General features: G+C 35.2%; 12 protein-coding genes and 1 pseudogene. 3 read left to right on the forward strand and 10 right to left on the reverse strand.

Going from position 1 to position 22506, the window contains the following annotated elements:
* The 5 genes and pseudogenes from ACRBBL_RS17660 to ACRBBL_RS17680 form a co-directional block, all read right to left on the reverse strand.
* On the reverse strand, positions 1–2263 hold a 2263-nt coding region (locus ACRBBL_RS17660; protein WP_431370403.1), incomplete at its 3' end, for a hypothetical protein.
* 118 nt (positions 2264–2381) lie between these two features.
* Positions 2382–3653, reverse strand: a pseudogene (locus ACRBBL_RS17665) (NAD(P)/FAD-dependent oxidoreductase); the annotation flags it as partial.
* Between the two features lie 518 nt (positions 3654–4171).
* Positions 4172–5179 carry a 4-hydroxyproline epimerase gene (locus tag ACRBBL_RS17670; RefSeq protein WP_431370404.1) on the reverse strand — a complete coding sequence of 336 codons (1008 nt, stop codon included), beginning with the start codon at positions 5177–5179 and terminating at the stop codon, positions 4172–4174.
* Positions 5180–5188: 9 nt separating this feature from the next.
* Entirely contained in the window at positions 5189–6772 is a 1584-nt protein-coding gene (locus ACRBBL_RS17675; RefSeq protein ID WP_431370424.1) for an aldehyde dehydrogenase (NADP(+)), read from the reverse strand.
* A gap of 131 nt (positions 6773–6903) precedes the next feature.
* On the reverse strand, positions 6904–7827 hold the full coding sequence (locus tag ACRBBL_RS17680) for a dihydrodipicolinate synthase family protein (protein WP_431370405.1): 924 nt from the start codon (positions 7825–7827) through the stop codon (positions 6904–6906).
* Between the two features lie 223 nt (positions 7828–8050).
* Here ACRBBL_RS17680 and ACRBBL_RS17685 point away from each other — a divergent pair, with 223 nt between their 5' ends.
* Positions 8051–8905 (forward strand): AraC family transcriptional regulator, encoded by an 855-nt coding sequence (locus tag ACRBBL_RS17685; RefSeq protein WP_431370406.1) that lies wholly within the window; start codon positions 8051–8053, stop codon positions 8903–8905.
* 123 nt (positions 8906–9028) lie between these two features.
* On the opposite strand, the gene ACRBBL_RS17690 is transcribed toward ACRBBL_RS17685, so the two are convergent.
* Complete coding sequence (locus tag ACRBBL_RS17690) at positions 9029–10237, reverse strand: pentapeptide repeat-containing protein (RefSeq protein WP_431370407.1); 1209 nt, start codon at positions 10235–10237, stop codon at positions 9029–9031.
* A gap of 179 nt (positions 10238–10416) precedes the next feature.
* Here ACRBBL_RS17690 and ACRBBL_RS17695 point away from each other — a divergent pair, with 179 nt between their 5' ends.
* Complete coding sequence (locus ACRBBL_RS17695; RefSeq protein ID WP_431370408.1) at positions 10417–10746, forward strand: ArsR/SmtB family transcription factor; 330 nt, start codon at positions 10417–10419, stop codon at positions 10744–10746.
* Entirely contained in the window at positions 10739–11185 is a 447-nt protein-coding gene (locus ACRBBL_RS17700) for an SRPBCC family protein (RefSeq protein WP_431370409.1), read from the forward strand. Before ACRBBL_RS17695 ends, ACRBBL_RS17700 begins: the two co-directional genes overlap by 8 nt.
* A gap of 84 nt (positions 11186–11269) precedes the next feature.
* On the opposite strand, the gene ACRBBL_RS17705 is transcribed toward ACRBBL_RS17700, so the two are convergent.
* Genes ACRBBL_RS17705 through ACRBBL_RS17720 form a run of 4 tightly spaced genes read right to left on the reverse strand, consistent with a single transcriptional unit; the run spans position 11270 to position 22506 of the window.
* Positions 11270–12010 carry a class I SAM-dependent methyltransferase gene (locus tag ACRBBL_RS17705; RefSeq protein ID WP_431370410.1) on the reverse strand — a complete coding sequence of 247 codons (741 nt, stop codon included), beginning with the start codon at positions 12008–12010 and terminating at the stop codon, positions 11270–11272.
* Entirely contained in the window at positions 11997–13181 is a 1185-nt protein-coding gene (locus ACRBBL_RS17710) for a cytochrome P450 (RefSeq protein ID WP_431370411.1), read from the reverse strand. Before ACRBBL_RS17710 ends, ACRBBL_RS17705 begins: the two co-directional genes overlap by 14 nt.
* 9 nt (positions 13182–13190) lie before the next feature.
* Positions 13191–21647 carry an RHS repeat domain-containing protein gene (locus tag ACRBBL_RS17715; RefSeq protein ID WP_431370412.1) on the reverse strand — a complete coding sequence of 2819 codons (8457 nt, stop codon included), beginning with the start codon at positions 21645–21647 and terminating at the stop codon, positions 13191–13193.
* Between the two features lie 31 nt (positions 21648–21678).
* Positions 21679–22506 carry a phytanoyl-CoA dioxygenase family protein gene (locus ACRBBL_RS17720; protein WP_431370413.1) on the reverse strand — a complete coding sequence of 276 codons (828 nt, stop codon included), beginning with the start codon at positions 22504–22506 and terminating at the stop codon, positions 21679–21681.

The following is a 22506-nucleotide window of genomic DNA, read 5'->3' on the forward strand; positions in this document are numbered from 1 at the left end:
CCGAAGCATCTGAATTTACTGTAACAATAGTTGTTGTGCCATTTAAACTATAGGAAACACTATACGCTGTAGTTGCATTTGCATTTTCAAAAGTAATAGAACCATCTGCAATGCCACAAGCACTTGGATTTGTAAAACTAGAATTTACTGTAAATGTTGAGTTTTCTAGTAGCAGTTCTCCAATACCGTCTGTACACGGTCCTACAGTATCAACCACCATTATAAACTCATACAAACCTGCATTTAATCCTGTGAGTTCTATTTCTCCATTAATATCTGCTGTATAAGTAGCCTGCACTTGATTAGATTGATAGAAATAATCAACTATATATGCTTGATTTGGAGTTAAATCTGAAATTAAGATACTTCCATCTGAAGCATTACAAGACGATGGCATGCTAGCTGTGAAATTGAGTTGAAAAACTGGCTCATTTAAAAAGATATCTCCCAAGATATCTTCACAGTTTGAATTTAAGTCTACTACTGTAAAAGCAGTATAGGTTCCTCCTGAGAGGTTTGCTAACACAATTTCTCCTGTGTCAGTTGCATTCACCGTAACGATTACAGCATTTGCATTGACTGTATAGCTTAGTTGATATGTTGAATTAGGAACTAAATTACTTAAAGAAATACTTCCGTCAGAAGCACCACATAAGCTTGGGTTTTGTTGTGTAAAATTAACATCAAGGTTTCCTGTATTTAATAGAACATCATCTACTGTTCCTGAACAACTTGTCACAGTATTAGTAAGAGCGATATTTGTATAATTTCCTCCTGCTAATCCAGCTAATGTAAATTCTCCATTTACATCTGATGTAACAGTTGTCATCACAGGGTTTCCATTGATTTCATAAGAAATGTCATAAGTTGTATTTGTCCCTAGATTACCGATCGTTATTTCTCCATTATTTGTAGCACAATCTGTTGGATCTTGACTGTTGACAATGCTAAAAGATTGTTCTCCTAACTCTAAAATCCAAACGGCGCCTCTATTAGTACCACTATCGCTATCTCTGTAAGCACCAATTGCTAAACGATATATTCCTGAATCATTTAAGATACCTACAGAACCTCCAAAATAATCTCCATCATCTAATTCTCCTGTAAAACAGTTTTCTCCTTGTGTATAAAAATGTTGTTCAGATACAGTTCCATCAGCATTCAATTCAATAATATAAAAGGCACCAGTTTGTTGTAGAGATGTAGGGTTTTGTTGCTGTAGTGCTCCAACCACAACTTCTATTTTTCCATCGTTATCAATATCAATTACTCCATCTATGGATCTTCCAAAAAGTGCATCTGTTGTAATAGAACCATCAAAACCACCTTCTAAATTAGATACTTTTTGATAGTTTTTTACAGTTCCATCTGCATTTAAAAATAACACATAGAAGCTTCCTGAATTTGTAATTTGATCATCATCACGATACGAGCCAACTACCAAATCGGTAACACCATCTTGATCTAAATCGCCAATATTGACAACGGATCCTCCAAAAAAATCTTCAAATTCTAAAATGGCTGTAAAATTTCCTTGTGTATCACTAATTTTTTGATGACTGTTTACAGTAAAATCTGGGTTCATGAATAAAATCCAAACGGCTCCTCTTCTTGATCCTCCATCTGCATCTCTTCTTGAACCAACGGCTAAATCGTCTATTCCGTCATTGTTTAAATCTCCTATATTTTCTAAATCAGCTCCAAAAACGGCATCTCCATTGATAAAGCCTGTAAAACCTCCTTCTGTATCACTTATTTTAGACTGGGAATTTACGGTTCCATCGCTATTCAAACTTAAAATCCAGACAGCTCCATGCCAAAATCCCCCATCACCATCATACGTAGCACCAACTCCTAGTTCAATCAAACCATCATTATTCATGTCACCTAAATAAGCTACCGAGACACCAAATCGATCGCTTACATCTAAATCGCCAGTAAAATTACCGCTAGTACTACTGATTTTTGTATGAGAAAGTACTTCATTATTTGAACCCATAAATAAAATCCAAACGGCTCCAATATTACTACCTCCATCATCATCATTAAAAGCTCCTACAGCCATATCGGTAACACCATTTCCATCTAAATCGCCAATAGCAGCTACCGAAACACCAAAATTGTCATTATTGTCTAAATTACCTGTGAAGTTACCCGTAATTTCATTGATTTTTTGGAAGTTGACAACAGGGTAATTTTGAGAAAAGGAAAACCATGTATTAAATAATACTATGGTAAATAGAACTCTTATCGTATAAATCATGAATTAAATGCAATAGTTTTGGTGTGAAGGGAGGATGTTTTTTTCAAAACACAGCACACTCAAATGTAATAAATTTAATTCGATATACTAATAATTTTATAATAGATAAATGTATAAGTTAACCAAACCGTTCTACTTCAAAACCATCTAATTTCATGGAAGTTTGCTTCTCTCCTATCAACTCACTCACCAATTTTCCGGTAGCTGGACCTAAGCTCCAACCCATCATAGCGTGACCCGTAGCAACTGTAAGATTCTTATAATTTTCTGCTCTTCCAATATATGGCAAACCATCTGGTGAACACGGACGCAATCCGCAGGCAGCCTTATCAATAGCAACTTTCGGTACTTCCAATCCGTTATAAAAAGTTTCTGCAGCTTTTGCAATTGCTTTTACGCGTGTTTTATTTATGTTATGATTGATTCCGCCAATTTCCATGGTTCCAGCAAATCGAGTAAAACCTTGCATTGGCGTTACTGCAACTTTGGCTTCAGCTAAAATTGCTGGCATGGTAATTCCTGTGTGTTCTTTAACGTCTATTCGATAGCCTTTTCCCGCTTGAAGCGGAATTTGTATGCGAAGTTTTTTTGCCAAAACTGCACTCCATGAACCTGCCGAAAGTATGAATTCGTCAGCTTTTATAGTTCGTTTGTCAGTTTGTACAGCTACAATTTTATCATTTGAAAACTCTAGATCGGTAATTGTTGCATTTGTATAAAACTGAACTCCTTTTGCTCTCAACAACGCAATCATTTGCGGCATAAAATCGGTTGGTGTCATGTGCGCATCCGAATCGAAATACACAGCTCCTTTTATATTAAAATCAACATTTGGTTCTAACTTTTTAACTTCATCTTTAGTTAAATTTTGAACGTTCAAACCTTCATCAATAGCGCGTTGTCCCATTTTCCACTCTGCTTCGCCTTCTTTGTCTGTTTGATAGCACATTAACAAACCTTTGCGTTCAAAATGAAAATCAAAGTCGTTGCAGTTTTTCATCTCTGTATACAATTCACGACTTAGCAAATTAATATCTTTAATTATAGGAATGGAACGTTCTACATGTTTCGCTGTAGCTGATTTTTTAAACAACCACGACCATTTCAAAAAATCAGCATCCAAGCGTGGTTTTACATAAAACGGACTCGAAGAATTGAGCATCCATTTTAACCCTTTGGTAATCATTCCTGGGGCAGCTAATGGAATAATGTGACTTGGCGTAATATATCCGGCATTTACAAAAGATGCACCGCTAGAAATATCACTTTTATCAACAATGGTAACTTGATGTCCATCTTTTTGCAAATAATATGCACAACACAAACCTATAATTCCACCACCAATAATTACTACTTCTTTTTTCAATTCAATTAGATTTTTACACTTCTTAGACGCACATGCGCTTTTAGATTGTTAGATTTCTTTTATTGTCATTCCTATGGATGCAGGAATCTATTTTAAAATCGTCATTTCGAGTGATTTTTGACAAAAATTGCACTTCAATAAACTTAGCAAAACTCATAGTTTTGGCGCTCTAACTGACGTTTGTAAATTTTGATATTCAATACTAACACCTCAAAATTTATTTAGTACGTTCTTACGAGAATTTTGAAAATATTATACTTCAATTTACTCAACAGAGTTATCAAGAAGTACTCAGTTTTCATAGCTATTCTCGGCAGTTCTACTGAGCGTAGTTAAAGTACTCCAAATCATAGATTTGACACTCGAACTGACGTTTAAGAAATCTTAATACTAACTATTAACATTTCTATTTTAATCTTTTTTTATTACTCCTAAATTTTAGCAGTTACCTGTTTTTTTACCAAACAGATTACTTCGTCATACTTCCTTGTAATGACGTATCCAACATTCTCAATCTCAATACTAAAATCTCAATACTATCTTTAAATCACCTGAAAACCATGTGCATACGGATCATCTTCATCATCAATAATAATCGTATTGTAACCATATACTTTTGCCCAACCTTGAATGCTTGGTATAATAGCAGGTTTTCCATCTAAAGTCGTTTCTTCTTCAACACGACCTACAAATTTTGAACCTATATAACTTTCATGAATAAACTCTTCATGTAGCTGTAACTTTCCTTTAGCGTGCAATTGTGCTATTCTAGCAGATGTTCCTGTTCCACATGGACTTCTATCAATTGCTTTGTCTCCATAAAAAACAGCGTTTCTTCCTGAAGATGTTGCATCTAACGGATTTCCTGTCCACAGCATATGAGAAACATCGCGAATGGTTTCATTTTCTGGGTGAATAAACTGATTCGGATATGTTGAATTAATTCGTTCACGTACTACTTGTGAATATTGAATGATTTTACTTGCCGTGAAATCATGAATTCCAGAAAAGTTTTTTTGTGGATCTACAATTGCGTAGTAATTTCCGCCATAAGCGACATCAAAAGTAATTTCTCCCAACTCAGGACAATCAATTGTTAAGTTTTCTGCTGCCAAAAAGCTTTTTACATTCGTTAACCGAACCCAATCTACTTTTTTTCCTGTTTGTTGGTATTCAATTTCTACCAAGCCTGCAGGTGCTTCCATTTTTATTTTCCCTGGCGTTTTTGGTGTAATCAAACCTTCTTCTATGGCAATGGTAATTGTTCCAATAGTTCCGTGTCCGCACATTGGCAAACAACCTGAAGTTTCAATAAATAAAATACCAAAATCGTTTTCTGGATTGCTCGGTGGAAATAAAATACTTCCGCTCATCATGTCATGTCCACGTGGCTCAAACATCAATCCTTTGCGAATCCAATCGTATTCTTTAAGAAAATGTTGACGTTTTTCGCTCATGTTCAAACCATCTAAATTTGGTCCGCCACCAGCAACAACTCTCACAGGATTTCCGCACGTATGTGCATCAATACAAAAAAAAGTCTTTCTCATAGCAATTTTTTATAAAGCTTCTTTTGTTTCTTGATCGTTGACTAATCGAAGGATTTGCAACGGATTTTCGTTTTTCAATTCGTTTGGTAACAATTCATTTGGCCAGTCTTGATAGCTAAACGGTCTTACCCAACGTTTGATAGCATCTCTACCAACCGCAGTAAATCGACTGTCTGTAGATGCAGGATATGGTCCACCGTGCAACATAGAAGGTGCTACTTCCACACCAGTGGGAACACCATTAAAAATGACTCTTCCTACTCTGTCTGACAAGGCTTGAACAATAGCATCATACTGAGAAACTTCATTTTCCTCAGAAATAATTGTTCCTGTTAATTGTCCTTCTAAACTTGCAACAATAGCTTCTAATTCTGCTGCATCTGCACATTTAACTATTAATGAAAATGGTCCAAAAACTTCTTCATGAAGTGTTTCGTTTTCTAAAAATGTTTTTCCATCAACTACTGCTACAGCTTGCTGCGCGTAGTTTTCAGTAACAGTTTCTGTAATAGCAGCTACTGTTGTTACATTATTTTGATCTTGTGCTTGCGCCTTATTGTTTGTGTATGCCGCGTGAATATTTGGATGCAACATACATTGTGGAGCAATGGTTACGATTTCATCTGAAAGTGTTGAAATAAACGTATCTAAATCGTTACTTTTTATTCCTAAAATTAATCCTGGGTTTGTGCAAAACTGACCTGTTCCTAAAGTGATAGAACTTGCATACGTTTTTGCCCAAGATTCCGCTTTTGTTTCTAAAGCTTTTGGGAATAAAATTACTGGATTAATACTTCCCATTTCAGCAAATACAGGGATTGGTTCTGGACGTTTTCCTGCTAAATCGAACAATGCGCGTCCACCACGAATACTTCCAGTAAAACCAACTCCTTTTACTTTTGGATGTTGTACTAATTCTTGTCCAACTTCAATTCCGCTACTGTTTAAGTTTGAGAATACACCATTTGGCATCCCCGTTTTTTCAGCTGCTTTTTGAATTGCTAAAGCTACCAATTCACCTGTTCCTGCATGCATTGGATGCGATTTTACAATAACTGGACAACCTGATGCCAATGCAGAAGCTGTATCGCCTCCAGCGGTAGAATAGGCTAACGGAAAGTTACTTGCTCCAAAAACAACAATAGGTCCAATAGGAACTAACATTTTTCGTAAATCTACTCTTGGCATCGGTGTGCGATCTGGTTGTGCAGGATCAATGCGCGCTTCTACCCAAGAACCTTCTTCCACGAGTTTGGCAAAAGTTCGTAATTGCCCAACAGTTCTTCCGCGTTCACCTTTGGCTCTTCCTTCTGGTAAACCTGTTTCTGACATGTATACATTGACTAATGCATCATCTAATGCTAAAATTTCGTCTGCAATAGCATTTAAAAACGCTGCTTTCTTTGCTCCAGAAATTGTTCTAAACTCTTTAAAAGCTTCAGATGCTAAGTTTACAGCTTCTTGTATTTCTTGCGAAGTAGCTTCCGTATATACGTTTTCGTTATTTGTATTTGTTTTCGGATTAAAGGTTTTATATGTAATATTTCCTTTAGCGGAAAGCGAGTTTCCTATATAATTTTTTCCTGTGATCATGCTTCTTAGGTAGTTATTTTTATCGTTCATAATTAATGAACTGAACTAATTGTTACATTTTATTAAGTAAAGAAATATTAAATATCTGTCTAAAATCTCAATACTAACTTCTCACTACTCAGTACTTAATTTTAACCTAAATACTGCTTGTAATCTGGTAAAGTTGGGCGTGTTTTGATTCCGTTTTTGATAATTCTCAGTACATTTTCTCTTTCTTTCCCTATCAATGGTAATCTTGGTTCACGTACATTTTCTGTTCCAATTCCAGTGGCAACTTCAGCTAGTTTTATGTTTTGCACCAATTTAGTATTGATGTCTAGTTCTAATAATGGTAAGAACCATCTGTATATTTCTAGTGCTTCGTTTATTTTTCCAGCTTTTACTAAAGCGTAAATAGCTACAGTTTCCGCAGGAAATGCACAAACTAAACCTGCAACCCAACCTTCTGCGCCCATTACTAGACTTTCTAATGCTAAAGTATCTACTCCACTTAAAATTGCCAATCGGTCACCAAAACGATTTTTGATACGTGTAATGTTTGAAATATCGCGTGTAGATTCTTTTACTGCTTGAATGTTTGGACACTCTTTTAATAATTCATCAAACATATCTAATGTCACCTCAATTCCATAATCTACTGGATTGTTGTATATCATTATTGGCAAATCTGTGCTATTTGCAACCGATTTAAAAAACTGAACAGTTTCTCTGTCATCAGCTTTATAACGCATTGGAGGCAACATCATTAAACCGCTAGCACCATCTTCTTTGGCGTGTAACGCTACATGAATAGCAGCCTGAGTTGATGGTTCTGCAATGTTGATAATTACAGGAACTTTTCCTTTTACAATTTTTACAGCTTCTCTCACTAAAGTTCTCTTTTCTTTGTGCGATAAAGTACTGGCTTCACCTAAAGTACCACCTAAAATAATTCCGTCTACTCCAGCTTCTAATTGTGCATGGATGTTTACAGCAAACATATTTAAATCGAGGTTATCGTTTTCTGTAAATTTCGTCGTTACTGCTGGCATTACGCCTTTCCAGTTAATTGTCATTTGTTTTATTTTTTGATTATTATAATTTCGTTTTTGGCTGGTGTAAAATTAATTTTATTCTTAAGCATAGAAATGGCAGATATTATCCAATTTTGATACTATATTATCCTAATTCTTGTTTTATAGTATTATTTTAGATTAATTTTAGCGTATTAAGATTAAAACTCTGCTCAATATAGAGATTAAAAACATAAATAAAAACTGGAACCATTAGATTTTTACAATGAAAATTTTACCTTTTAAAATACCCAAAGCAGAAAACGATGTTTTAATCGTTCAGGAAGATCGTGGACGTGCATTTTATGAGCAATTACATCAGCATGAAGAAATTCAACTTTCATGTATTATTTCAGGAAAAGGAACTTTTATTGTAGGTGATACTATTCGCGATTTTAAACCAAGTGATGTATTGTTATTTGGCAGCAATGTTCCACATGTTTTAAAGAGCGATATAGAAAATGATGAAGATTCATATATGATTTCTTTATTTTTTACAAATGATAGTTTTGGCAGACGCTTTTTTGATTTACCGAAGCTTCAAAAAGCAAAACAACTACTGCAAGATGCAAACTTAGGAGTGAAGTTTATGGAAAATCAAACCTATGCGAATTTGTTATTTAAGAATATTACAAAACAATATTCAATGCAACAATTTGCTACTTATTTTGAGATACTTTCCATTTTAATGCAATCTGAATATGAAACCGTTTCTTCATTTATCAATACCAGAAATTATACAGATGATGAAGGAAAACGTATGAGTTCGGTTTTTGAATTTGTCATGAATAATTTTGATCAAAAGATTGTTTTAGAAGATATTGCAACAATTACCAATATGACACCAAATGCATTCTGCAAGTATTTTAAACAACGAACGAATAAAACTTTCTTTAAGTTTTTGACTGAAGTCAGAATTGAAAATGCGTGTAAGTTTTTGACCAATCCCTCACAATTGCCCATTGCAGATATTGCCTATTCTTGCGGTTTTTTTAATGTTTCTAATTTCAATCGGAAGTTTAAAGAGATAAAAGGGATTACTCCTTCGAGATTTCGAAAGAGTTTTGCTTTTGGAGATTAGTTTTGAATTGTCTTTTTGATATTATAAATGCTGAATTTTAAATTATTGTTTACGTTATTATCAGGAAGTATGACGAAGTGATTTGTTCCTTAAATGACTGATGAATTTCTTTTTTTATCTAAACTACTTAGAAAGCAAATCTTTAAGCTCTTTTAAACTTACAGATACCTTATTATCTATTGGTTTTTCATCTAGTAAAACATCTTCTTGAAGCTTTTCAGAAAGTTTAATCGTATTATTTAAAATTTCATCTAATACACCAGAAATTCGTGTACGTGCTTCTTTATTATTTTCACTTAGCTCTTGTACAGCTTTCAATCCTCCACTAATAGAATCTACATAGCGTCTTTTTTCATGTAAGTTGATTACATTTTTTAAGCGTGAATTGATTTGATTGATAAAAGTTATGATTAATGAAAAGCAAATTCCAATTGGTAACCCATAAAATAACCATTGTAAAAAGGTTGTTTTTTCGGTTAAACCTGCTTTGAACTCTGAGTAATGACACCCAATATAATAGGCTAAAAATCCAATTGTGAGAATTGTTAAAAATCCATAAACTCGAGTTAACCAATACTGAATATTAATTTGTGATTGCAAGTAACTATTTGGTGCTTGCAAATGAGTAATTCCATTTTCTATGTCTTCTTTAGTACTTTCTTTTGCTGCGCGTTCTTTAGCAAGAATAGCTTTTGTTTCTTCTAACTTTTCTTTTGTGAATTTAGTTGCTGATTCTATCCTTTCTTTTTCTCCTTCTTGTGCTGCTGCTAATTGTTTTTTCTGTTCTTCAAGCTCATTCTTGAGTTCTTCAATTTCAAAACTGGCTTCATCTTCAATATTTTCTCGATTACTATTAAGAAAATTTCGAATTTGTGAAATCTGTTTTATTGTAAGCATACAATCATTAAAGTTACTTTCTTTAGTGACCGTGCTAGAGAAATTTACATTTTCAAAACTTATATTATCTATATTGCAGCCTATAAATGCTACATATTCTAATTTAGAATCTTTAAAATTATTATAACTTAAATTAGCTCTAAAAAACCTTGCTCCTGTTAGATTTGCGTTTGATAAATCACTATCTCGAATATTTGCAAAATTAAAATTACAAAATCTCAATTCTGAAAAACTTAAATCAGTTCCTATAATATTGATATAACTTAAGTCTAGATTAGATAAAGCAAACCCACTTAAGTTTAGGTATGATAAGTCTCCCTTTTTTCCTTTTTTCTTATTAGTCTCTAACCACAATTGATGATTTTCAAGTATTTTTTTTAGTTCCTCGAGACTAATCTTTCTCTGCTCTTTACCACCGTTATTTTTCTTTGACATACAACCACAAATTATTCAACTTCTAAAATAAGAAAAAGTTTACAAACCAAATCCTAATACTAACAAAACTATTTCCATAAGCGCAACTCCTTCCTATTTTATTCTCAAAAAAAATGATAAAAACAATTGCGTAACCAAATAGTTACGCATATATTTGTAACCGATTAGTTACACAAATTATGAGAAGAGATGTTTTTCAGGCGATTGCCGATCCTGTACGTAGAGATATTATTGACTTGCTAGCAAAAGAAACGATGACGATCAATTCGATTGCGGAAAAGTTCGACGTAAGTCGTCCTGCCATATCAAAGCATTTAAAAATTTTAAAGGAATGCGATATTATTACGATTGAACAACAAGGAAGACAACGCTTTTGTATGATTCAACCCAAAGAATTAATTCCTGCTTTTTTATGGATTGACCAATACAAGCAATTATGGGAAGATAGACTTGATAATTTTGAAAACTATTTACATCAATTACAATCTAAAAACAACAAACATGAGTAATCTAGAAAACCGCACTATAACTATTGAACGAACTTTTAACGCGCCTTTAGCACTCGTTTGGGACGCTTGGACACAACCTGAACATATTGCTTCTTGGTGGGCGCCTAACGGAATGAAGTTAGCTATTGAGGAACATAATTTTACGGTTGGTGGAAAGTGGAAATTCAGCATGCCAATGCCAGATGGAAACAAATTTATTTCTGAAGGAGTTTACACAGAAATTGTTCCGCAAGAAAAAATAGTTTTTACTGCCGATTTTAAACCTATGACTGAAAACGTGGAAATTCATGTGCATTTTAAAGCAGATGGCAATACAACCAACTTTACATTCCATGTTATCCATGAAACAGAGGAATACTGCCGTCAACAAGAGAAAATGGGAATTTATAATGGTTGGGGAAGTGCTTTCGATCGACTAGAAGGATTTCTTGAATCGTAAACATTTAATTTCTAAAACATTATTTTGAAATAGACTTGCACCTTTATCTTTTTTGAAAGTTTTTGTTGCTAGTCTATTTCGTTTTTATGATTGTTTTTTTAGCTTCATCAATAAATACGCTATGATCGATTTTTGAAGTCCATTCGCTAACTCTGTCATGTTTTTGTTTTCACGAATATGTTCACAGAAACCCATCCATGAGTTTGCAGTAATATCTTCTGAAACACGTATAGAAAAGGCTGTTTCTTGAAGTAATTGCTGATATAATTCAACTGACCTCAACATGTTTTCTTTCGGAACTGACCAATTTCCAACCCAATGTGAATCATGCAACAAAATGTCTGTAAATATCAGTTCTCCATCTGGTTTTAAGACTCGATATGCTTCTTTTAAAAACTCTTCTCGTGTTTGGAAATGAAATACCGCTTCTACAGAAATAATCAAATCAAAATGATCTTCTGGAAAAGTGAGTTGTGCTGCATCCATAATTTCAAAGTTACACGCTGGATAGTGTTCACGTGCATACGAAATTTGTCGCTCCGAAATATTGATTCCTGTTACTTTTGCGTTGGGAAATTTTTCTTTTATTGTATTTGTTGTTGCTCCTAAACCGCATCCAACATCCAAAATATGCAACGGTTTTTCAGTACTGACTAATGCCAAATGTTTTTCTACTAAAGATTGACAAGCGTCTTTAAGTAACATGGAAGCATTTTCCCAATAGCCAACATTGTAAAACGCACTATTATTATACATTTCTCTCATGACTGGCGAAAGAATCATGTCGTCATAATTATTGATAAAAGAGGTTTTATTTGTTGTCATACCAATCTATTTTTGCTTTTATTGTAGCTGGACCACGTTGTACAAAAGGATGCGTTCTCCATGAAATTTGATCTGTAATAGGTGTATATGTTGAAATATGATGCAACCAACTTTCTAAACCTACAGATGCTTGGAGTTGTGCCAATCGTGCGCCTATACAACGAAAAGCGCCGACTCCATATCCTAAATGCTTATGCGTCCTGTCTAAACGAAGTTCTTCCGGGTTTTCAAATACAGAAGCATCTCTGTTAGCAGCGCCTACAGCAATTAACAACTGACTTCCAGCCGGAATTGTTTTTTGATGAATGCTGATTTTTTCTTTCGCGATTAACATAATATATTGCAATGGACTGTCATAGCGAATCAACTCGTCAACTCCTTTTTGTAACAACTTCGGATTTTCCCTAAATTTTTCCTGCATTTTTGGGTGTTCATCTAATGTCAATACTGCATTTCCGAAAAAATTCATCATGTTTTGATGCCCTGCGTAAAACAGTAAAATGAGCATAGAGAGCAAAAAAGCTTCTTGATCTGGTTCTTCTGCACTACTTTCTATCAATACCGAACAGAGATCATTTCCTGCATTTTCTTTTTTTAGTTTGATGAGTTCTTTTAATTGTTGAATAAACGCAGCTCCTTCTGTTGTTTGTTTTCCAGTCTCTAGATCGATACACGATAAATAACCGCCATCCATACTTGCTACCAAATCACTAAATGTTTTGCGTTGCGTTTCTGGAATTCCAATAATTTTACAAATGGTTCCAAAGGTAAACGGATGCGCAAAATCACGGATGATTTCTAGTTCGTTTTGACCTTTTAGATTGGTAAGCAAATCATTGGCTAAATCTTCCATCGTTTTTACATCAATTTGCAAACTTCTACCTGCCAACTGATGTAAAATTTGCTTTCTGTACGGACGATCATTTCCTGGAGAAAGCGTATATAGAGTCTTTGCGATTGCCTTTTCTACTGGAGGAAGATGCGTAAACACACGTTCATCTTGTCCCCAATGTAAACATTTTGGACTTTGTAATAATTCTTGTGCGTTTTTATAATCGAGAATCATCCATTGTCCTGATGGCATTTGATACACAGGATCATACTCCTGCATACGTTTGTATGCAGGATATGGATTTTTGATGTCTATAGCAATTGTTTGCATTTCTTTCATTGTATATGTTTAATACCCAAATAAAGCTACCCAACCTGTTGTCAATTTGTTTGGATAGTAGGTTCGTACTGGAGCCTTTACAATACGCCCAAAAAATTCATCTACTCTCTGACCATATGAAGCCACTGTTCTTCCAGATGCATATGTATAGGTAGGTGTTGAGGCCGCCCTAACTGGAACTTTTAATTCATTAGCTAAGGTTCTCGCTGTACCATTTTGCCCAGGATAGCATACAGCGGTTAAATCAATACCCTTTCCATTAAATTTTCCAGAAGCAGCTTTTAAATCTGTAGCTATAACATTTGCGTCAACAAAGTTTCCGCCATCTCCAAAATAGATTCCACTAGTATTGTTTCCACCATGACCTCCAAGTGTTAGTACTTCATTACCACCTACATTAGTCGCCCTCATTGTTGCCCCTACATCGCCTCCAACACCTCCATGTAATTCTGCGGCATTATTAAATTGAGCATATCTTCTACTATTACTTGATGCAGATATGGATACATCTGGATCTGCTAGTTTTTGCGCAGTTGGTGTGTGTAGTTTACCTGTAATTCCTCCTGCAATTCCTCCAATAGCAAGTCCCATTCCACCACCAATGAGCGCCTGTGTTCCAACACCTTGTAAAACTGGATCACCTTCTATGAGGTTTACTCCTATTTGGTTTAGCGATGCAGAAACGACTCCGTCAACGGCACCTGTTGCAGCACCTACTACAACTCCACTGGCTATTGTGGATGATGTGGAAACTCCTGCGGCAGCCAAACCTGCGGTTGCCAACACACCTGCACCATAACCTGCAGCGCCACCAATGGCTCCAGCAACAGCTCCTACTACTGTATAGGCAAAAAATTCGCCTATATTAAAACTTCCTTGATGCGTTACCGCATAGGTTACTGCTCCAGCTACTGCTCCTACGACAGCACCAATAACAACCGCTATTAAAAATGCTGTTAATGGTTCTTCGCCATCAGGATCGACTAAATTTGAAGGATTGTTTAGCACATATGCATACGGTGTTCCTCCTACTTTTTTAGGATCAATTGTATAGAAACGCCCAGTTTCTGGATCGTACATTCTGGCTGGGAAATTGTATAAGCCCGTTTCTTTGTCAAATTCCTGTCCTGTGTATCTGTAAAAAGTAATGTCTGGAGATGTACTGCCTTCTTTTGTAATGGTCATCCCAAAAGGAGTATATTCAAAACTAGCTACTATTGTTCCTGTTTCATCTACCACTTTTCTGATATTTCCTAAGTGATCTTTGACAACAACATAGCGTTTGTCGCCACTTGTCATTCCTGTAAGGCCATCTGGACCATAAATGTATTGCGAATTTTTAAGCGTACTGCCCTCACGCTCTTGTTCAAAAAGACTGTTGGTATTTTCGCCTCGAACATAGAGTTTAGCACTTAGTTCTTCATCTGAGCTATCTGTAAGTTTTTTTACAGTTCTGTTATTGTCTGCATCATAATCAATAGCAAGCGTACTGTTTGGAGTTCCTGTTTTGGAATTTGGACCAATATCAATAGATGTTACTAATTTTCCAGATACTTGGTATTTGATATTTGATAAATCTGCATCTGTATCAGCAGCAATTGTGTTCCCATCTTTATCATAGGTAAATTCTGCCGTTTGCGATCCGTCTGTATCAATAGACGTTACTTTATCAGTAGCATCTTCATAGGCATATTCAGATTTTGTATCTCCACGAGATAAACTTATTATGTTTCCATTTTCATCATAGGTTAACGGTGAAGCGACTCCTAAACTCAAGTTTTTATCGACTGTATTTTGTGCCGTTAAGATTCTTGAGAGTTGATCGTATTTATATTCATAGCTATAACTAGAATCATCTTCGTTTGTATATGTCGCTTTTGCTACTTTACCATCATAATAACTTGCACCTTCAAAACCGCCTTCGGTATAATTAAGACTTTCCTTGAAGATTAAACTTTGATCACTACTCAATTTGTTTTCTGAATCTACTGGCCATCCAGGTGGATTATATGTAGACGCTCTAATGATGGATAAGGAATCATTTAAACTTAAGGTAGATCCAGTAATTGCGCCTTCTGCATTGTAACTAAATACTCCAAATACTTCATCGTCAACACCATTGCCAATAGCGTATATTTGTCCTAATTGATCGAATTTATATGAAATTTCTGCTTGATGTGCTCCTGATGGATACGTGATTTTTGTGAGATTATTTAAGTTGTTGTATTCATAACTTAGTTCCCAACTATCTGCGCTGTACTGATTCGCCAACATTGTTTTCTTCACTAGATTTGAGTCTAAATCGTATTCAAAATTAGATTGCACTAAGAGTTCAGAATCTTCACTATAAGATTTGGTTTCTATGAGTTGTCCATAAGCTAAAGGGTTTGATCCATCTCCATCATACTCAAACGAATTTAATACAACATGCGATGTTGAAGCATCTGGGTAATTTGGATTTGTAAGTGCTTTTTCTGTAAGTATATCTCGATCCCAAGCACCTACAAAATAACCGTTTTCTATCACACGTCCTAACACATCATATTTGTTGTAAACAATTTTATCATTAGTACCATCATCTGATGTGTTTTCTGCTGTTAAGGTAAATCGTACTTCACCAAGTATGTTATATACATATTGCGTGATGTTCATATTTGGACCTTCTTCAGATTCCATATCACCTACAAAATTGTAATTGCTTATGGTTGCCCATTTTTCGCCATTTCCAGTACCATTAACGATTTCTGCCACACCATTTGGCGGTATTGTTTTTACTATTCGTTGCGCATTATCGTAAAACGTCCAAAATGTAGTGAAGCTTCCATCATCTAACGGACCTTGCATTTTTGCAATTTCTTGATCGGCTTTCGTGGTAACTGATATTTCTAACTGACCATTTGCATTTTCTACTTTGGTAACAAAGTACTGATTTGCCGGCCAATTGGTTCCTGGATATTGATCTGCCGAATTGGTTCCGTATTCTAAAGTATTAATTTTTGTGTTTTCAGTTGTTCCATTTGTACTTATAGCAAAGTCTTTTCCGGGTAATCCTTGTTGAATGACTAACGATTGTGCTGTTCGTTTGAATTCACTTCGTACATACGGAAATCCTTCCGCATCTGGGTTTAGTGTCGCAACATCTCCTGTCATGACTCCCGTTTCTGGGTTGAAAGATTTTACAAAATCAGTTTGATATAATTGAGCTGTTGCCGCAATACGTGTGGCTTTTGTTCCAATAGCTGGTCTTCCTATTTGATCGTACACAGATTCTTGCACAATAATTCCCGAACCATCAAAGCTTACTTTTTGTAATTCTTTTCCAGATCCATCTAAATAGGTCGTTCCTTGATTTGCGCCTTCAAAAGTTGTAATTCCTGTAAAACCATAATTTTTTTCAGCCAATTGTAGTGATAAAGCTCCTTTTATACTTGATGCATTTAGGTTTGAATAGAGCAATAAACCATCAACCATAAAAAATACAGAGGTGTTTCCTGATACAGGGTCATTAGACGACATTAGCAACCATTCTACTCCAAAACCAGATGTGTTTGCAATTGGTGATTCGATAGTTTCTGTAGTTCCTGACAGTGTTAAACTCCAACCTGTACTTGGATTCCAAACTACGCTTAAGTCTTCTCCTAAAGCCATTCCAACAGCTTCAGTTGGCGCAATAGGAACTCCTTCTTCATCTAAAGGTTGAATTAGCGATACTTTTGCTCCGTAATCTTCAGTATCATTCGTTGGTTGATAGCTAATTGTATTCGCACTTGATCCTGTATACGTGAGCGTATTATCACTTGTTTCCCAATTGTCTATTTCGGTTGATGACCATTCATTTTTCCAGTCATCACCTTGTATTAAATTTGCAATCGCACCTCCTGTACTTGGAAGTATTTCTGTAATTGCATTTGGATATGCTTCTGGAAATTCGAAAGTGTTTCCTAGTAACCATTGTCGTATTAAAAACAATGAAATGGCGCTTGTTGTTTTACCATTTATGGAATTTGAAAGTTGCCTTCTGTATGCATCATAACCGCTTGTAAGTGTTTGTCCAGAAGGTGTTATGCTTCCTGTAACATCGCCATATGTAGCATCGTACACAGTAACAGAAGTATCACTTTCTAATGGATTGAATAATATATTATCGAGCATTAATAAACTAGAAGCTGTTTCCTTTTGATTTTTTGCAATCAATTTTACCTCTGTAAAGCTGTCGTCTTCAGTATTAGTTCCTATTTGAAATACAAAGTTTCTATACGCCCATTCACCATTTGTACCTTCAATAGAAAACGATTGTAATTCTGTACCTTGTTCGTCTTCTATACTCCAAGCAGCTTTTCCGTTGTCAGTATTAAAACTTTCTGTTGTTTTTACCCAACAAGATAGAATGTAAATTTTAGTATTGTTTTGAAGACTTACTTCTTTTTCTAGGTATTGAGAAGCATCTGCCTGTAATCCAAAGCTTGTATAACCTGTATGCGCATCATTTTGTATTAAAAAATCTTTTATAGAACCGCTCGCTACAGACCATTCGGACATATCTTCGTAAGCTTCAAACCCGAGGTATGCTGATTCTTTGTAAAAACTATTTGCAAACGTAGCTACTCTATATAATTCATTGCTTCCTGTAATATTGGCTGAAGGTTTTTTACTTGCATCTAAGGCTTCAATGACTGCACCTGAAGAGGCTCTGAGTGTTGTTTCTCCAATTTTTCGCCAGTCATCAACTTCTTCTTTTGTGTTGTCCCAATCCGTAAATGTCACAGGAATTGTTTTTGAAGCATCGTATGCCGCTTCACTCGTTCCAATCCAAGTTCGTGCTGGTGCCCATGGTGTTAAATCACCAGTATCATCTGCCCAAGATTTATAGGTTGTTAATGTGAATTCCACAGGTTGTTTGTCGGTTCTATCACTATTGTCATGAAATTTTATAGAAACAGCTACTGGCGACCATATATGGCGTTCTTTTAGTAACGAATATTCATCTACTTGATATGCAAAATAGATTTCTCTTCTAAAAATCTCTAATTCACCTTCCATGTTATAGTTATCCGTTTCATCTGCTGTCATTAAGCCTGTATCGCTGGCATATTCATAGTTTACAGTTCGCGTTACTCCGACAGCTATAGATAGCGTATCATTTTTCATAGAAACTGGATAGTGTGTTTGCTTGCCTTGCAATGGATAACACAAGTGTCGTTGCGGCTGCCTCGATTTTAAAAATTGCGCTTTTTTAGTGTATAGAGATCGTGTATTTAAAAGTTCTTTCACTTTTGAGAAGTGATGTTCTTTTGATTTACTATTTTCAATTGATCCCAGTATAATTGGCTCTTCGTATTGGGTACTTTCTGTTGAAATAGTTTTTACATAGCCTCCAATAAGCGGCAATAATGTACTTGGATCATTTACAGTTGCATATTCCGTATGCACTTTGTAGTAATTGACCATTCTTTGTACCGTATTTCCATCTTGATCATAATCAGTTTTGTCAAATAACATTCCATTTAAGTAACTGTAGTAATAGGTACTATCGTCTTCATCTTCCCAATCAAGTTGTAAGCCTGAATCTACTGCGCTTCCATTGTTGTGATATCTATATTCTGATCGTCCTAAAATATTATCATCTGGCGGCGGATAGCAAACTCCTGCATTGTTGGTATTTAATCCATAAATGGCGGTTGCAGCGGCAAACTCTGTAACGGTTCCGTCTGTACTGATGGTTACATTTTCGCAATCATAGCTGTAATGTGTATTGGATCGTTCTATTGAATTGTCTCCCCAAGTTACAGGATATCCATCGTCTATAGCTAGTTTGCTGACTACATACGAATCAATTTCTCCTTCTATTTCTTCATTTACGAATTGGTAGATTGTAAATTTTGAAGGATTGGAAAAACTTCCTTGATATGTAACAAATGAAGAGATTCCCACTAAATCGGTTCCAGAATCTGTTTCGTCATTGTATATTTTTTGATTGGCTAGTTTGAAAGGATTTTCAGCAACTTTACCATTTTTTACAGGTAACACTAATGTATTTCCTGCTGTATCTTCCCAAATAAAGAAGAACGGCGCTCGGTTATTTAAACTTTTTCCTAAAACATCGCTTGGTAAATTATATACAATTTCTAATTGTCCAAAACTATCTCTGTAATATACATTGCGTCCCAACGAAAAATAATCATAACTGATTGTAGGATTGATATCACTACTACTACCATTTAGGGTTTGTCCCCAACTTAAGCTGTATGGATTGTATTGATTGATTTGGTTTGAACTTTCACTCGTTACCATTGCTGTGTCTGAACCATAAATGAGTAATGGAATATCTGTGTCTGAAGTTGGAATTGGCAGTGTTCCTGTATCCCACTTTAAACCATCGTAACGATATAAACTTTCTAAGTTACCGACTACACTTCCACTTACTACCGATTGTGCAAAAGGAAAGTCGGTATCATCTGCAATTTGTTTTGATTCATCTATTTGTAAATTCGCCTGAAATTCTTCATTCCATTGCTGAATTTGGATTTTATAATCAATCATATCATTTGCGTTTCCTGTGATATAGGTTGTTGCAAAGAAATCATTTCCAAGTGCCCAAAATGTATCAGGTGTACTATCGTCCAACCATTCTACTGGTGATATGCTACTTACGGCTAAAGTGGCTTGTTTAAAGTCACCTTCTTCATCGAGATAATACTGAACTAAATCGGCTTTATTGTTATTAGATTTGTAACTGGCGAGTGCTAAATAATTGCTATTTGCTGCCAGTGCATATTTGGCATTAGACGGTACTGATATATTGTTGGTTTTGTCTGTCCATGCTTTGGTTCTATTGTCCCATACTTTTACATAAAAACGACCTGGAGATGTTAGTGCCATCATGAATTGATCGCCCGTAACCACAATTCCTTGATCTCCACTAGAAATACTTAATGACTGAAAACTATCTTCTATAAGCCATTGTCCAAAGCGACCATTTTCTTTGTGAAAAAGTACTGCATATAAATCTGGATTGTTTTCATCTGAAATAAAACTCAACGAAAAGAAGTCATTTTCTGCTGATACTTTGAGTGTTTCCAAATTAATTTTTCTTGAAAGCGTGAATGTTTGTGGAGCTTCAATCCAAGTTCCATTCCAACTGAGCACTTTGACTTCTAGTTTACTACTTCCGTCGTATTCTGCATATACTGTGTAATCTGGTCCATGCCATATCCTAGGAATTCCTTTTGGAACCCATTCATTGGTTCTACTTGTTCCTGTTAAATTTGCTTTGTCATAGTCATACATGACTTTTCCTCCTTGCGGATATATGATGTTTTTTAATGCGCCAGGCTGCTCATTGGTTCCATCTATTTCTGCTGGATCATTATTATACGAAAAACTAAAATTAGGAAGCTCTAATCCATTAGCTGTTACCATAATTACATCGGTAAGGTATCGCTTAAAAAAGTTAGGATCAGTTGTATTTCCTTCTGCTATATTTATAATATCATATTTAAATTTGACTGTAGTCAACAAGGCATCAGGAGCAGAAACTGCATCACTAGCGTTCCGCAGTTCAATTTTGTCTAAGTATTTTGTTTCCAATCGGTCTTGATACGCATGAAAATCAGGGTTGCTTACAAATACATTGGGAAACTGATATTCTCTTATCGTATCTGTATATTCTTTGTCTTCATAATGAAAATTGAGTGAGCGGCTGTATGGAGAATTCACCATTTTTAGGCGAGAAGCTACTGTATATGTGAGCCCAGTATCTCCTCCTATTTGATTTAAATCATTTTCATAAGAGAAATCAATTCCATCACCAAAAGGGTTTTGAATTCTATTTAAATTCCATGCTACGGCAAAGTTTGTCTGACCAGTAACTCTAGAGCTGCTGTCTTTCCAGTTTCCATTTTTTTGTCCCCATTTAATACCGTATTGCAGTGGATCTTTTGTAGCATCGCCTGTTGAACCTCCAAAAATATATTGATTCCCTTCTTCTTTTGTGATGACCCATTTTTCATCATTAAAATAAAAACGAACATCCCAAAATTCAAAGTTATTTAATTCAAACTCCCAATAGTCAGTATTTTCTTTTACTAAATTTAAACGATTTACACTACCGTCTGAGACTAAGTAGTATTGATTGTTATTTGCCGCAATACTATCTTGATTATCTAGCGCTATAAAATCGAAACCTAGTGACCAACCTAAGCCTAAAGGACCTGTTGGCGCTTCTTTGTTCCAGATATCTACTTGTTTCCATACACTGCTATTGTATAAAATTGATGCGGATGCTTCAAGTCCACTCCTGCTTGAAATACTTATGAGATTGAGTGGTAAATTTATATCACCTCTAAATAGGTTTAAACTTTCTGATATTCCTCCTAAACCACTGGGATCTATTTGAAATGTTCTGATGGAAGGAGTTTCTGATGCTGTTCCTAAATCACTTCCTGAAGTTGTTATTTGGTCTGCCATGTTGCTTCATTTTTAAATTAATTAGTTAGGTTTAGCAAATTAGTTTTGGGAAAAGTGAAAGATCTTTTGTGGGAGAATATTCAGGGAAATGCGCTATTGCTTCTACATGTTTAGGTTCCATTCCTAGTTGGTGTGTAAAATAGAAGTCATCTGTTACTTTATATGACGTAAGTTCTACTGGATTTGTGTTAAATTTTCTGTGATAATAATAAGTAGGCTTTTCTTCAGGCAATAATACGCTTGTAGCTACTACTCTATTTTCACTGCTCATGTTAGGAGGTGAAGCATGAAACAATGTTTGATCAAATACAATAGCTTGCCCTTTCTTTGTTGGAATTGCTTTTAAATAATGTGCTCGCAATTCTTCTTCTTTTTCTAGTAAAGGAAAAGGTGTTCCTGCTGCTCTTTCATGTCTGTAAAAAAGATGGCTTTTAGGTACCAATTGAAGATTTCCATTTTTTTCATTTGTAGTTACTAAAGGAAACCAAAAACTTAAGCCTGGTCTGCCTTGTGGTTGTACCATCGATATATCTTGATGTAAAGGCATGTGACTACTGCTATCATTAGCTTTTTTTACCGCGAAACCACAACATATTTGTCGATACGATTTAAAATATTTGTTAATCGTTCCCGCTAAAACAGTAGATACTTTTTTATGAATTTCTTTACGATGCGAAAAGTTTTGCACCAATAGTGTTGCCGAAAATCCTGCTTGATAAGAAGCAGCTGTTTCAGTATACATTGCTGATAATTCTTCCAAAATATTAATATCATCAATAGATAGTACTGTATAGCCTTGTGTTGCAAATTCAGCATTTACAGTTTCGTCATTAAAAATATCCCATATCATCTGTTTCAT

Source organism: Kordia sp. (genome assembly GCF_050633145.1).
In the GTDB taxonomy this organism is placed as follows: domain Bacteria; phylum Bacteroidota; class Bacteroidia; order Flavobacteriales; family Flavobacteriaceae; genus Kordia.

Bases quoted from the DNA above. Each gene is read 5' to 3' on its own strand.
- ACRBBL_RS17720 (WP_431370413.1), bottom strand. From the start codon at position 22,506: ATGAAACAGATGATATGGGATATTTTTAATGACGAAACTGTAAATGCT.
- ACRBBL_RS17685 (WP_431370406.1), top strand. From the start codon at position 8,051: ATGAAAATTTTACCTTTTAAAATACCCAAAGCAGAAAACGATGTTTTA.
- ACRBBL_RS17695 (WP_431370408.1), top strand. From the start codon at position 10,417: ATGAGAAGAGATGTTTTTCAGGCGATTGCCGATCCTGTACGTAGAGAT.
- ACRBBL_RS17715 (WP_431370412.1), bottom strand. From the start codon at position 21,647: ATGGCAGACCAAATAACAACTTCAGGAAGTGATTTAGGAACAGCATCA.
- ACRBBL_RS17705 (WP_431370410.1), bottom strand. From the start codon at position 12,010: ATGACAACAAATAAAACCTCTTTTATCAATAATTATGACGACATGATT.
- ACRBBL_RS17690 (WP_431370407.1), bottom strand. From the start codon at position 10,237: ATGTCAAAGAAAAATAACGGTGGTAAAGAGCAGAGAAAGATTAGTCTC.
- ACRBBL_RS17670 (WP_431370404.1), bottom strand. From the start codon at position 5,179: ATGAGAAAGACTTTTTTTTGTATTGATGCACATACGTGCGGAAATCCT.
- ACRBBL_RS17710 (WP_431370411.1), bottom strand. From the start codon at position 13,181: ATGAAAGAAATGCAAACAATTGCTATAGACATCAAAAATCCATATCCT.
- ACRBBL_RS17680 (WP_431370405.1), bottom strand. From the start codon at position 7,827: ATGACAATTAACTGGAAAGGCGTAATGCCAGCAGTAACGACGAAATTT.
- ACRBBL_RS17675 (WP_431370424.1), bottom strand. From the start codon at position 6,772: ATGATCACAGGAAAAAATTATATAGGAAACTCGCTTTCCGCTAAAGGA.
- ACRBBL_RS17700 (WP_431370409.1), top strand. From the start codon at position 10,739: ATGAGTAATCTAGAAAACCGCACTATAACTATTGAACGAACTTTTAAC.